This window comes from Mesorhizobium sp. WSM3859 (genome assembly GCF_002295065.1).
GTDB lineage: Bacteria > Pseudomonadota > Alphaproteobacteria > Rhizobiales > Rhizobiaceae > Mesorhizobium.
Genome location: NZ_NSGG01000001.1, coordinates 608,399 through 622,202, shown reverse-complemented (window position 1 = coordinate 622,202; position 13,804 = coordinate 608,399). Strand labels below are relative to the sequence as shown.

General features: G+C 63.2%; 9 protein-coding genes. 3 read left to right on the top strand and 6 right to left on the bottom strand.

All coding sequences use genetic code 11. The annotated features are described in order from the left end of the window. Positions 1–168 precede the first annotated feature (168 nt). Positions 169–1,089, bottom strand: a complete 921-nt coding sequence (locus tag CK230_RS02975; RefSeq protein WP_095815673.1) for a DMT family transporter — start codon at positions 1,087–1,089, stop codon at positions 169–171. A 213-nt stretch (positions 1,090–1,302) separates the two neighbouring features. On the opposite strand from CK230_RS02975, the gene CK230_RS02970 reads away from it, so the two are divergent. Next, the gene (locus CK230_RS02970) at positions 1,303–2,523 is read left to right on the top strand and encodes an alanine racemase (protein WP_095815672.1); all 1,221 of its coding nucleotides are present in this window, start codon (positions 1,303–1,305) and stop codon (positions 2,521–2,523) included. Positions 2,524–2,684: 161 nt separating this feature from the next. On the opposite strand, the gene CK230_RS02965 is transcribed toward CK230_RS02970, so the two are convergent. Together CK230_RS02965 and CK230_RS02960 are read right to left on the bottom strand one after the other, a co-directional pair. Further along, complete coding sequence (locus tag CK230_RS02965; RefSeq protein WP_095815671.1) at positions 2,685–3,863, bottom strand: lytic murein transglycosylase; 1,179 nt, start codon at positions 3,861–3,863, stop codon at positions 2,685–2,687. Positions 3,864–4,047: 184 nt separating this feature from the next. Further along, positions 4,048–4,839 (bottom strand): GH25 family lysozyme, encoded by a 792-nt coding sequence (locus CK230_RS02960; protein WP_095815670.1) that lies wholly within the window; start codon positions 4,837–4,839, stop codon positions 4,048–4,050. A 233-nt stretch (positions 4,840–5,072) separates the two neighbouring features. On the opposite strand from CK230_RS02960, the gene CK230_RS02955 reads away from it, so the two are divergent. After that, positions 5,073–6,455: a serine hydrolase gene (locus tag CK230_RS02955; RefSeq protein ID WP_095815669.1), complete on the top strand. Its 1,383-nt coding sequence runs from the start codon at positions 5,073–5,075 to the stop codon at positions 6,453–6,455. Positions 6,456–6,554: 99 nt separating this feature from the next. Here CK230_RS02955 and CK230_RS02950 read toward each other — a convergent pair whose 3' ends face one another. Together CK230_RS02950 and CK230_RS02945 are read right to left on the bottom strand one after the other, a co-directional pair. Then, positions 6,555–7,220, bottom strand: coding sequence for a class I SAM-dependent methyltransferase (locus tag CK230_RS02950; RefSeq protein WP_095815668.1), 666 nt, complete (start codon positions 7,218–7,220; stop codon positions 6,555–6,557). Next, positions 7,217–8,515, bottom strand: coding sequence for a DUF3419 family protein (locus tag CK230_RS02945; RefSeq protein ID WP_095815667.1), 1,299 nt, complete (start codon positions 8,513–8,515; stop codon positions 7,217–7,219). The genes CK230_RS02950 and CK230_RS02945 overlap by 4 nt, the downstream gene beginning before the upstream one ends. A 392-nt stretch (positions 8,516–8,907) precedes the next feature. On the opposite strand from CK230_RS02945, the gene CK230_RS02940 reads away from it, so the two are divergent. Further along, entirely contained in the window at positions 8,908–10,008 is a 1,101-nt protein-coding gene (locus tag CK230_RS02940) for an acyltransferase (protein WP_095815666.1), read from the top strand. Between the two features lie 26 nt (positions 10,009–10,034). On the opposite strand, the gene CK230_RS02935 is transcribed toward CK230_RS02940, so the two are convergent. Further along, positions 10,035–13,667, bottom strand: a complete 3,633-nt coding sequence (locus CK230_RS02935) for a hydantoinase B/oxoprolinase family protein (protein ID WP_095815665.1) — start codon at positions 13,665–13,667, stop codon at positions 10,035–10,037. Positions 13,668–13,804 lie beyond the last annotated feature (137 nt).

The following is a 13,804-nucleotide window of genomic DNA, read 5'->3' as shown; positions in this document are numbered from 1 at the left end:
GGCAGGAGTCTAGGGTCATTTGGGCCACAGGCAAGCGGAAAACGTGCTGCATTGCGACATGATTGTGGAATTTGCGACTTCGAATTTGCCGTTAGCCGTTGAAACTCTTCGGCAAAAGCCCGCTCCGCGGTTGTGAATAAATTGTGGCGGCGGTGTGGCATGACACCGCTACCATCGACCGAACAGCCGCCCGTCAATCGTGATCAGACCGAGTCCGATCAGTGTCATGCCGCCGATCTCGAACAGCGCCAGCCGTTCGCCGAGGAAGAGAAAGCCGAGCAGAACCGCGCTGACCGGCACGATCAAGGTGACCAGCGAGGCATTGGTGGCGCCGGCTGAGGCGACGAGGTTGAAATAGAGGATATAGGCGAAGGCGGTAGACATCAGCGCCAGTCCCAGCACTGCGGGCCAGACCGGCGGCGAGGCCGAGAACAAGCCCGTCGGCCCATAGGCAATGAGCACGATGGGGATCATGATGATGGTCGAGGCGGTCAGCTGCCCGGTGGCAATCACCGGCGAGGGCACACCCTTGAAGCGGCGCGCGATCATCAAGGCGATCGCATAGGACACCGAAGCGCCGATCAGCGCGAACTTGGCCCAGACCGGCCCGCCGAGGCCGGCAATAAGACCAGGGCCGATCATCACCGCCGTTCCCGCTATGCCCAGCACTATACCGGCCAGCTTGTTCCAGGAGAGCTTCTCGTCGGTTGTGAGCGCATTGGCAAGCACCAGCGTCCAGAACGGCGTCGTGGCGTTGAGCACCGAGGCGACGCCGGCGCCGAGCTGCGTCTGGCCGGCGAAGATCAGCGAGAAGGGGACGACATTGTTGGTCAGCGCCAGCAGGAAGAACAGGCCGGCATGCGGGAAGGCGAGGCGGAAGGAAGGACCGCGGATCGCGAGATAAAGCTGAAGCGCTGCCGCGGCAATGGCGACACGAAAGAGCACCAGCGCCAGCGGATGGATCTCGGACACGGCAATGCGGGCAAAGAAGAACGAGCCGCCCCAGATCGCGCCGAGCAGGAGAAGCTGCGCCCAATCCTTGAGCGTCATCGGTCCGCGCGTCGGCGCGGCGCTGGCTATAGTGGACATGTCCTGTTCCTCCCCAGGCCGATCGCAATCTCGGCGGTTGCACTTCACCAACCGATAATGCGTTCGCAGGCAAGGGCCACCCGAAACCTGACCGGTGGTTTAGCGTTGGCAAAACGTGCAGCCGGGCCGCGCCGGATCGCCAGACATAGAACTGTTTTCTTTGGCGGCTAGCTAGGATTAATTGTGCGCGCTCCAGCCCCTGAGGATTCGTCAATGCAGCGATTCGAAAATGCCCGTGACGCGGCACTGGCGCTTCGTCCCGACGATCCGGTCTACTGTTTTCGCCCGCAGGTGCTGAAGGCGGATGCCTTGCAGTTCATGGGCATGTTTCCCGGCAAGACCGCCTATGCGGTGAAAACCAATGGCGAGCAGATCGTGCTGAGGACACTGGTGGAAGCCGGCGTCAGCACTTTCGACGTCGCTTCACCTGGCGAGTTCGCCGCCGTGCGCGCGGTCTCGGCGGATGCCGAGATGCTCTACATGCACCCGGTCAAGGCGCAGTCGGACATCAAGCTGGCGCTGGAGAAATACGGCATCCGGGTGATCTCGCTCGACCATGAGGACGAGATCACCAAGCTGACGCGCGTGGTGCGGGCGCTCGATATCGACCCAGGCGCTATCACCGTCTTCGTGCGCATCCAGACCAAGGGTCAGGCGGCTTACGAATTGTCGAAGAAATTCGGTGCCGGGCCGGCCAACGCGGTCGATCTTGCCGAGCGCCTCAACCGCACCGGCTACAAGGTCGGCCTCTGCTTCCATGTCGGCAGCCAGATCGAGGATCCCGATACCTATGAGCGGGCGCTGGCCTCGGCCGACTGGGTGCGCAACCGCCTGACCTTCGACATTGCAGGGCTCGATGTCGGCGGCGGTTTTCCCGCCGAATACGGCCACGATCCCAACCGCAAGCACATCGAGATGCCGTCGCTCGGCCAGCTGATGTCGCGGCTTGCCGGCGACCTGAAGGAATATCAGTTCGACCAGATGCCGCTGGTGGCGGAGCCCGGCCGCGTGATCGTGGCGCGCTGCCTGTCGCTGATCGTGCGGGTGCTGCTGCGCAAGGGCAAGCGGCTCTACATCAATGACGGCATCTGGGCGTCGCTGTCGGATTCATGGACAGGCAAGATCACGCTGCCGGCCCGCTTCATCCCCGATCCGGCGATCCGCACGCGTAATGGCGACGAGAAAAACATCGTGCCGTTCAAGGTCTGCGGCGCGACCTGCGATTCCGTCGACATCCTGTCGCGTCCGTTCTGGCTGCCGGAAACGGTCGACACCGGCGACTGGATCGAGATCGGCCATATCGGCGCCTACTCGCTGTCGCTGAGGACCCGCTTCAACGGCTTTTACCCCGACACCTTCGTGGAGGTGACGACGCCGTTCGACGAAGGCGACGCGCCGCAAGGCTTTGCGAGTTTGGAGACGATGGCGGATTGAGCTCCCCCTTCTCCCCTTGTTGTGGGAGAAGGTGTCGCCGAAGGCGACGGATGAGGGGTGCTCCAGTGAACGCCGACGTCTCACTTCGCTGGAGCACCCCTCATCCGTCTCGGCGCTGCGCGCCGATCCACCTTCTCCCACAAGGGGAGAAGGAGAGCACGTCACAGCTTGGCCAAAAGCTCCGGCGTCGGCCAGCCATCCACCGGCAGGCCAAGCCGCATCTGCTCCTTGCGGATCGCTTCGCGCGTGTTGGTGCCCAGGATCCCGTCGACCGTGCCTACGTCGTAGCCCTTGGCTTCGAGCTTGGTCTGCAGCGCCTTCATCTGGTCGCCGCTCAAGCCTTGCTCGGGCGTGCGCGGGTCGAATTGCGGCGCGCCGGCAAACCGCGTCGCCATGACGGCCGCGGTCAGCGCGTAGGTGAAGGACTGGTTCCATTCCAGATAGACATCGAAATTGTCATAGGTCAGGAAGGCGGGACCCTTGCGGCCCATCGGCAGCGCCAGGCCGGCCTTCAGCCCGTTGTCGATGAGCGGGTTGCCGTTGGGCTCGGTGACGCCCCACTCGGCCCACTGCGACAGCGGCAGCTTGTTGGTGCGGCCGGTCTGGTCCCATGGCATGTCGTCGGGGACACGCACTTCCTGGACCCAAGGCTGGTCGCGCTTCCAGCCGCGCGACTGGATCTTGCTGGCGGTCGTCATGATGACGTCCGGCACGCTGTTCCTGAGGTCGACCTTGCCGTCGCCGTCGCCGTCGACACCGTGCGCCAGATAATCGGTCGGCAGGATCTGCGTCTGGCCGATCTCGCCGGCCCAGGCGCCCTTGACGTCGGCCGGCAGCACGCCGCGGTCGATGAGCGTCAAAAGCGGCACCAATTGCTGGCGGAAGAGCTGAGGCCGGCGGCAGTCATGCGAAAGCGTGACCAGCGCATTCAGCGTATGGAAGTCGCCCTGCACGGCGCCGAAGTCGGTCTCCAGCCCCCAGAAGGCGGTGATGACGGCCGGCTGGACGCCAAACTCCTTGTCGGCGCGGTCGAAGATTTCGGCATATTTCTTCAGGTTGGCCGCGCCCTGCTTCAGGCGGAAGGCCGAGATCATCCGGTTGGAGAATTCGGTGAACGTTTGGGTGAAGACGCCCTGGGCGCGGTCGCGCGCCAGCGCCCGCTCGTCGATGGTGGCGTCCTCCAGCGCGTCGAGGCCGACGACGCCGACGCCGGCCGCCTTGGCTTCAGCCGCTACGCTTTGCTTCCAGGCCTCGAAATCGCCACCGCAGTCCTGTGCCGCGGCGGGCAATGCAAACGCGCCGACAAAGAGCGCCGCCAGGATTTCAACGCGCAATCGCATCGCTTTCCTTTCGAGACCAGCGCATGGCCCCATCGTGACCCCGGACCGGGGTCGGACAGGCGCATGCGGGGATTTCAAAATTCAGGAGCCGCGCCAGGCACTCGCACGAGCGCGCCGCTCCGGATTACCAGCGGTTGCATGTTTCGCCGCCCGCCGTGTCGAAAAGCAGGCGGGAGGGCCGATGTCAACGGGTGTTCTGCCGCAGCCACTTCTTCCAGGCGGCTTCCGAGCCGTTGAAGACGTTGATGTCGGACTTGCCGGTCATGCCGGGCACGATGCCGGTGCCGGTGTACTGCCAGAAGGTGAACGGATGGCTGCCGTATTTCTCACGTGGGTGCCCTGCGACCGAGCGCAGCCAGTAGGGGTAGCCGCGGAAGGTCGCCAATTGGTTGTCGTCGAAGAAGTCGACCGAGGTGTAGATGATCGGCTTCTTGCCGTAGTGACGCTCGACCATCCGCAGAAAGATGGTCATTTCACTGCGCACGGTGGCCGGATCGGGGCGCAGCCTGCAGGTCGGCGATTTCGGGTTCCATTCCATGTCGAGCACCGGCGGCATCGCCGACGGGTCCCTCGGGACATTGGCGATGAACCAGCGCGCCTGGGCTTCCGCCGGCGTGCAGAAATAGAAGAAATGATAGGCGGCGCGCGGAATTCCGGCGGCCCTGGTGCGCGTCCAATGCTCGTTGAAATAGTCGTCGAAGCGGTCGCCACCCTCCGTCGCCTTGATGAAGGCGAAGGAGATGCCGCTGGCTCTCGCTGTCGGCCAGTCGACCGAGGTCTGGTATTTGGAGACATCCGTGCCGTGGATGGCATAGTTCCACGGCGCGCCGCTGTCCCATTCATGCGGCTTGGAATCCTCGAATTTGGGCGCGCGCGCCGCAACCGTTTGCGACGATGGCGACAACGGCGAAAGATCGTCGATGGTCGAGCAGGCGCCCAGCAGCGTCAGCATCAGGATGGCCGCGAGACGGCGCATGATATTCCCCGAGCCGGGTTCAGCCGGCCGCTGATGGGTCTTTGCAGATGGCCGTTGCTTTCGCAGGCCCCCTCCGGACGATCGCCCCACGAGATCGTCCGCCTCCATCGTTGATCGCCGAACATGGTTGATAATCCATTGACGGCGCTCGACGACGCGATGATTTTGCGGAAGCAATGGCGGCAAATCGATGACATAAATCGAGCCTGCGAATCCAAAAAGCCGGGGGAAAGATGCGGGCTGTCATGAAATTCATCAAATGGCTGCTTGGCGTTGTGATCCTGGCGGTGGCCGCGCTCTTCGCCTGGCTCTATTTTGCGCCGCCGGAACTGATCCGCGTCGGCTCCGGCTATTCGGCCAAGATCGTCTGCTCGAACGTCTTCATCGCCGGGCGCGATCCGAACCAAGTGCTGGCGGTCGACGTGCAGGCACCTGGCCATCCGCTGCTTAGGCTGATGAAGGTCTCCGTCGACAAGGAGCGAGGGCTGGTTTCGGCCGGCCTGCTCTGGGTGCTGGGCAAGAGCGTCGCGGTCGAGCGCGACGGCGTCGGCTGCGCCTCAGTTCCCGATGGCAACACCGGCAAGGCGCGACAAACGTCGCTGCGCGCGGCAGCTTCCGCACCGGCGCAGGCGGATGCGCTTTGGCCCGATGGCGAGCGCGTGGATGCCTCGCAAAATCCCGAGGTCGCGAAAATCGTCGATGATGCCGCGATGGCCGGCACCGGCATGCGCGCCATCGTGGTGGTGAAGAACGGCCGCGTCGTCGCCGAGCGCTATGGCGAGGGGTTTTCGGCCAAGACGCCGTTGCTCGGCTGGTCGATGACCAAGACGGTGAATGCCGCGATCGTCGGCACGCTGGTCAAGGATGGCAAGATCGCCATCGACAACAAGGGTCTGTTCAAGGCGTGGAAGGCCGATGGCCGCGCCGCCATCAGCCTTGCCGATATGATGGCAATGTCGAGCGGGCTGGCGTTCAACGAGGATTATGGCGATGTCGCCGACGTGACGCGAATGCTCTATCTCGAGCCGGACATGGCTGGTTTCGCCGAGGCCCAACCGCTGACCGGCGAGGTGGGAAAGGTGTTTTCCTATTCGAGCGGCACGGCGGTGATGCTGTCGCGGCTGTGGCAGGACGCGATCGGCGACAAGGCCAAGGCGCTGGCATGGCCGCGCACGGCGCTATTCGAGCCGCTCGGCATGCATAGCGCGGTGCTCGAGACCGACGAGCAGGGCACTTTCGTCGGCTCGTCCTATCTCTATGCCACGGCGCATGACTGGGCGCGCTTCGGCCAGTTCCTGCTGCAGGGCGGCGTCTGGAACGGCAACCAGATCCTGCCCGCCGGTTTCGTCGACTGGATGCGCGAGCCGGCGCCGGCCTCGAAGGTCTACGGCAAGGGTCAGCTATGGATCGAGGGACCGGGCGATGAGGAAAAGCCCGGCGCGGGTGCCGCCGCCGGCCTGCCCAAGGACACAGTTTGGATGGAGGGGCATGACGGCCAGACGGTGGCCATCATCCCGTCGGAGCAGTTGGTCGTGGTGCGGCTTGGTTTGACCCCAGCCAAGCTCGGCTATCGTCCACAAGCGATGGTGGGTGCGCTAGTCAACGCGCTGCATTAGTGCGTTTCGCCGTTTCATAGAAACGGCTGTATTTGTTTTTACGCAATTCCGGACGGAAAACCGCTCACACTTTTCCTGGAATTGCTCTAGTAGCGCTTGCTATTTGGAAGATCCGATCACGCCGAGATATGCATAACCGCGATAAAGCGTTCTGAACCGGAAGGTTGCGCCGGCGCGCTCGGATTCCGATTCAAGCAGGTCGCGCAGCGAGGCGCGCGGAGAAACATGGAATTTCCGCAGCCAGCCGCGCAGCATCGTCCGGAACCAGCGCGGCAGGCCTTCCTGCTGGCCGAAATCGACGACATGCAGCGAGCCGCCGGGGGCAAGCGCGGCAAGCGCGGCCGATACGGTCTTTTCCCAGCCGGGGATCATCGACAGCGAATAGGACACGAAGACGCGGTCGAAGCGTTCGATGCCGAAGAGAGCCTTGGCGTCGAAATCGGTGGCGTCGCCGCGCGCCAGATTGACCTTGCCGGACAGGCCTTCGCGAGCGATAGCCGCGCCCGCCGTCTCCAGCATCTCGGCCGAGATGTCGAGACCGAAGAGGCGAGCGTTCGGGTAGCGGCGGGCGGCAAGCACGATGTTGCGGCCGGTGCCGCAGCCGAGCTCCAGCACGGTGCCGCCTTGCGGCACGTCCAACCCGTCGATCAGCCGGTCGCGGCCGAGCAGGTAGTATTTGCGGGTCAGGTCGTAGATGTGGCGCTGCCAGCGGTAGACGCCGTCCATCAGCTCGGCATGGCTGGCTGGCAGCTCCGTCGTGCTCATGCGGCGCGCTTCACGTAAAGGTGGAAGCCGCCATAGATCGCCGAGCGGTCCTTTGCGGAGAATTCGCGCGAGGCGTCGCTTTCGTAGGTCCACTGGTCGAGCAGCGAGCTGGAAACGCGGCCGGGCAACAGGCTGGGCTCGGCCGCGGTGCGGAAGATGACGCGAGCCCCCACGGAAGCCGTGCGCGTGATCTCGGTCCAGAGCGCGTTGAGCAGGTCGTCGGTCATCCAGTCCTGCGCGTCGAGCAGGACAAAGCGGTCGACCGTGCCCGCGTCCTTGGGGGCCAGGAACTTGATCAGGTTGGCATGGTGGATGGCGACGCGATCGATGTTGTCGCGGATCGTCTTGTAATTGCGCTGTTCCAGATAGGCTGGCAGCGCCGCCTCGCCGGGCTGCGGATAGCGGCGGGCGAAGGCCTGCCAGGCGAAATAATTGTTCTTGAGCGGGAAGTCGCAAGCGAGCTTTTCCAGCCGCGCCTTCAAGACGCTCGCCATCGAGCCGTCTCCGGCGGTGATCAGCGCGTCGTACTGCGCCGGCGGGATGCCGAGGCCGAACAGCGAAGCCTTGCGCGAGGTCGCCCAGCGCAGCAGCTTCTTGTCGAAGACCGGCGCCAGTTCCTCGTTGAAGAAACGGCGCTGCTCGCCAATGTTCTGGGCCTTCATGATGCCGGCCGGGTCGACGCCGAACAGCTTGCCGACGCGATGGCCCATGGCGATGAAGAGGCCGAGCAGGCCGGTCTGGTAGAAGTTGCGGTCGAAGACCGAGATGCGGCGGCGGCCGCGCCAGTTGCGGCGCTCCCAGTAGTGGCGGCTGACCGGATCGAGATGCGGCGCGATGAAGCGATCATAGGCATTGGAATTGTGGCTGGTGTCGGCGGCGCCGAAGAAGCGGAACAGGTCGCCGTGCGAAGGCAAATGACGCACCGCTTCCAGCTTCATGCGGTTGAGCGCGATATGCGCGGCGTTGAGATCGACGGCGTCGATTCTGGCCGGCGAGCGGGTCAGGTAAGCCAGAATGTTGCAGCCGCCCGAAGCGATCGTGACGACGCGGTGACCGGCGCCCAGCTGCATGGCCTCCATGTCGACATCCGGGTCTTCCCAGATCTGCGGATAGACCAGACCGGAGAACAGGAAGGCAAAGAGCCGCTCGGAAATGCCGTCCTTCGACAATGCCCGGTTCTGGTAGACGGCTTTTCCGACTTCCTTGCCTCGACGATAAACGAGTTCTCCGGATACGTCCGACATGGAAAGGTGATTCCCCGTTTGCGTTGGCGCAAGCGGGTAGCGCAGCGTCATGACAGGCAGGTGACAGCCTGTTGATGTCGACTTGCCGCCAGGTAGGGCGCAAAGCCGCCGGCACCTTCGCCCGAGGTCACTTAGGAATCCGGCATCATAGTTTCATTCAGCCATCTGGAAGCCGTTGATGAGGGATTGCTCCTTCTGACGGCTTGGCGCGGCAACTTGTGAAACTCCTACCGGCTTTGGCCCTCGCCATTGCTTCGTCGGGACTTTCCTTTGTCGATCAAATCCCCTCGATATTCTTCGATTTGTTTAAAGGAAAAATAGGAAGTTTTCTGCCTATAACAACATTCCGCGCGCATATGGGCTTTATTTGCGGATATGGATTGTCGCTAACTTACATGATACATGATGATATTATTGTTTAGCTATAGATACATTAGTATATTATGATCTGGCCACTTCAAACGCTGCGGTTTGCAGCCGCGTCGATGGTCCTCGTTCTGCATGCGGTGCAATCCGCGATGCGGATTTCCGGCGTCGGAGCAGTTCCCTACCAGTACGCACTTGTGGGCTCGGCCGGCGTTGACATCTTCTTCGTCATTTCCGGTGTCATCATGGCGACGGTGGCCCCTGGCAGAACAGCCGCCGAGTTCATCCAGGCGCGCGTGCTCAGGGTTGTCCCAATCTACCTGTTGTGCAGCATTCCGGCGCTGCCGATGATGGCCATTGGTCCTGGATTGGGGTGGCGCAATATCCTTGCCACGGTGTTCCTGTGGCCGGCCACGGACCAGATGGCGGCACCTGCGCTCGGCGTCGCGTGGACACTATGCTTCGAGATGCTGTTTTATGCCGCGGTTGCGCTCGTCCTGTGCGACCGGCGATGGCTATATGCCCTTGCGTCCACTTTCGTCGGCGCATTTCTGCTTCGTTGGGCCGGCCCCGTTTTTCAATTTCTTGGCAATCCGATCATTCTCGAATTCATGGCTGGCGTGGCGATCGCCAAGGTCGGCAAGGTGCCGTGGGGCTTTGCCATGCTGCCGTTGGGCATTGCCGCCCTTTTCTTCATGGCTTGGTTGGAGGTTATTCCAAACGGCCATACCGGGCTCTTTCTGACCGGCGAAGAAAACCTCCAACGCTTAGCCGTTCTCGGGATCCCCGCCGTCCTTATCGTATACGGCACCATGCACTTGAGGGCTCAACAGAGCGTGTGGACCTATCTCGGCGAGGCTTCGTATTCGCTCTACCTTGTTCATCCGATTTTGATATCCGCGCTCGTGATCATGTGGGTTTTCTATCCAGTTGAGCCGAATGTGATCATCGTGGTCGCCATCCTTGTCTCGCTGGTGGCGTCTTGGCGTGTTCATGAGCGCATAGAGAAGCCCATGATTGCCTGGATAAAGCGGCGAATGCCATCAGCGGCGGGCTGGGCCAATGCCACCGTCACCGCATTTCCAGGCGGCCATTTGCTTGGTGTCGAGAAGCCTGGGTCGTTCGCAAACGCATCCGCCGCCGCGGCCTGCAAAGCCGCCAACGCGCACGACGGCTGACAGATTGCGCCGGGTCGGCGCGTCGCTCACGCCTTGCCGAACGCCCCGGGGGTCGGCGTGGTGACGATGACCGCCTCGCCGGCTTCGAGCGTGGTCTGGTCACACGCCTTCAGCACGTCGAACGAGCCGTCATTGCGCCTGATCTTGGTCGAGCCGGCCTCGCCATCACCGCCGCCGTCGAGCCCCTGGGGCGGCCGGCTTCGATGTGAGGACAGGATCGCGCATTCCATCTTCTCGAGAAAACGGATGGTGCGCCTGGTGCCATCGCCGGCGTTCCACTTGCCATTGCCGCCGGAGCCCTCGCGAATGTGGAAGTCCTCCAGCACGACGGGGAAGCGCAGTTCCAGCACCTCGGGGTCGGTGAGGCGCGAGTTGGTCATGTGGGTGTGGACGCCTGATGTGCCGGCGAAGCCGCGGGCCGAATTCATCCGGCCGGCCGGCGAGCCGGAGCAGATGGTCTCGTAATATTGGTATTTCCTGTTGCCGAAGGTGAGGTTGTTCATCGTGCCTTGCGCATTGGCCATGGCGCCCATCGCGCCGAACAGCGCATTGGTGACATGCTGCGAAGTCTCGACATTACCGGCGACGACGGCGGCAGGGTAGGTGGGCTTCAGCATCGAGCCGTCGGGGATGACGATGTTGATCGGCCTGAGGCACCCGGCATTCATCGGGATCATGTCCTCGACCATGACGCGGAACGCGTAGAGCACGGCGGCGCGGGCCACCGGCTCCGGCGCGTTGAAATTGTTCTTCATGACGGGCGAGGTGCCGGTGAAATCGACGGTCGCCTCGCGCTTTTGCCGGTCGACGGTGATCTTCACCCTGATCACCTGGCCAGTGTCGGTGGGGTATTCATACGCCGCGCTGTCCGGAAGCCGCTCGATCACGCGGCGCACGCTCTCGGCGGCATTGTCCTGGACGTGGCCCATATAGGCCTCGACGACATCGAGGCCGAAATGCGCGACCATCTTGCGCAGCTCCGCCACGCCCTTTTCGTTGGCGGCGATCTGCGCCTTGAGGTCGGCGATGTTCTGAGTTGGGTTGCGCGCGGGGTAGGGATGGTCGGTAAGCAGCGTCTCCAGCTCCTTCTCGCGGAAGCGTCCGCGATCGACAATGCGGAAATTGTCGAACAGCACGCCTTCCTCATCGACCGTTGTCGCAAGAGGCGTCATCGAGCCGGGCGCGGTGCCGCCGACATCGGCGTGATGGCCGCGCGAGGCCGCCCAGAACAGGATCTCGTTCAGCGCATCGTCGAAGACAGGCGTCACCACTGTGATGTCGGGCAGATGCGTGCCACCATTGTACGGCGCGTTGAGCGCGAAGACGTCGCCCGGATGGATATCGCCGGAATTCAGACGGATGATGGTTTCGACCGAACGGTCCATGGAGCCCAGATGCACCGGCATGTGCGGCGCATTGGCGACCAGCGCGCCATGGCGGTCGAACACGGCGCAGGAGAAATCGAGCCGCTCCTTGATGTTGACCGAATAGGCGGTGTTCTGCAGCGTCACGCCCATCTGTTCGGCGATCGACATGAAGAGGTTGTTGAAGACCTCCAGCATCACCGGATCGGCCTCGGTGCCGAGTGCCGCGGCACGTGCCTTTCTTTCCGTGCGGCGGATCACGACGTGGTCGAGACTGGTGATTTCGGCGTGCCAGCCGGGCTCGACGACGATAGTCTGGTTCGGCTCGATGATCAGCGCGGGTCCGGCGACCGTGTTGGATGGCCGCAGGTTTTCACGGCGGTAGACGCCGGCCTCGTGCCACCGGCCCTCGGTATAGATGCGCCGGCTTTCCGAAGGCTTGGGCTCGACTCCTGCCAGTCCGGCAGAGGCGAAGGCTTCAGCCTTGTCCCGTCGAGCGGCTTCCATGCCTTCGACGGCGACGGTCTCGACGACGATCGGCTTGTCTTCATAGACGAATCCGAACTGCGCCTTGTGCGCGGCCTCGAAGTCGCTTCTGGCGCGGAGGATCGAGCCGTGTTCGAAAATCACAGCCAGTGCCGTGTCGGTGCCGTCATAGCGGATATGCAGGACAGGCCTCGTTGAAACGACGTCCTCGGCAATGCCTTGCTCGCCGAGTTCGGCGATGACGTCGGCGCGCAAGGCCGCGATGAGCGCCTCGATCGCCACTCGGGATTCGTCGGCAAGCGGCTGCAGCAGGCCCTGCTGGCGCGAGGCGAAGACCGACGAGAGGCCGATGCCGTAAGCCGAAAGCAGGCCGGAAAAGGGATGGATGAGAACGGCTTCCATGCCGAGAGCGTCGGCGACCAAGCAGGCATGCTGGCCGCCGGCGCCGCCGAAACAGTTGAGCAGATATTCCGTGACATCGTAGCCGCGCTGCACCGAGATCTTCTTGATGGCGTTGGCCATGTTTTCGACGGCGATGGTGACAAAGCCTTCGGCGACTGCCTCGGGCGAGCGGCCGTCGCCGATCTGGGCGGCAAGCGCCGCGAATTTCTCGCGAACCGTGCCGGCGTCGAGCGGCTGGTCCTGGCCGGCGCCGAAGATCGCCGGGAAGAAATCGGGCTGCAATTTGCCCAGCATGACATTGGCGTCGGTGACGGCAAGCGGCCCGCCGCGCCGATAGGCGGCCGGGCCGGGATTGGCGCCGGCGGAATCCGGGCCGACGCGGAAGCGGCCTGCTTCATAATGCAAGATCGAGCCTCCGCCAGCGGCGACCGTGTGGATGCGCATCATCGGCGCGCGGATGCGCACGCCGGCGACTTCGGTGTCGAAGGCGCGCTCATATTCGCCGTCATAATGGGCGACGTCGGTCGAGGTGCCTCCCATATCGAAGCCGATGACTTTGTCGAAGCCGGCGAGCTTCGCCGTCTCGACCATGCCGACGACGCCGCCAGCCGGCCCGGAAAGCAGCGCGTCCTTGCCCTGGAACATGTCGGCGGCGGTCAGGCCGCCCGACGACATCATGAACATCAGCCGCGGCCCGGCGCCCAGTTCTCCCGCCACACGCTGCACATAGCGCGACAGGATCGGCGACAGGTAGGCATCAACCACGGTGGTGTCGCCGCGGCCGACCAGCTTGATGAGCGGCGAGACCTCGTGAGAGACTGATATCTGGCTGAAGCCGATCTTGCGGCAGACTTTTGCCACGGCTTTTTCGTGATCAGGGTATTTCCAGGCATGCATGAAGACGATGGCGACCGCTTCGATTCCGTCGGCCTTCGCCTGTTCGATCGCCGGGCGGCAGGCGGCGATGTCGAGCAGACGTTCGACGCTGCCGTCGGCGCGCACGCGTTCATCGACCTCGATCACCCGCTCATAGAGTTGCTCAGGCAGGATGATCTCCTTGGCGAAGATGTCCGGCCTCGCCTGATAGGCGATGCGCAATGCGTCGCGAAAACCCTTGCTGATCAGCAGCAGCACGCGGTCGCCCTTGCGCTCGAGCAGCGCATTGGTGGCAACGGTCGTGCCCATTTTGACGTCGCCGATCGCGTCGGCCCAAATGGCAGCGCCGGCTTTCAAACCCAACAGGTCGCGGATGCCCTGGATGGCGGCGTCCGCATAAGCCTCGGGATTCTCGGACAGAAGTTTTCGTGGGTGCAGCCGGCCTTGCGGATCACGGCCGATGATATCGGTGAAAGTGCCGCCGCGGTCGATCCAAAAATCCCATTTCTGCGTTTCCGCGACTGCCGGCATTCTCTCTACCCATCATGTCTTCGAGCGTATGTTCTGTTAGTTCGGGATTTCGGCGCCAGCAATTGCAAGTTGATGTTACACATCGAAATGCAACGTTACGAAACCGGCGAGCCCGCTGGTGCATTTCCTATGCGACT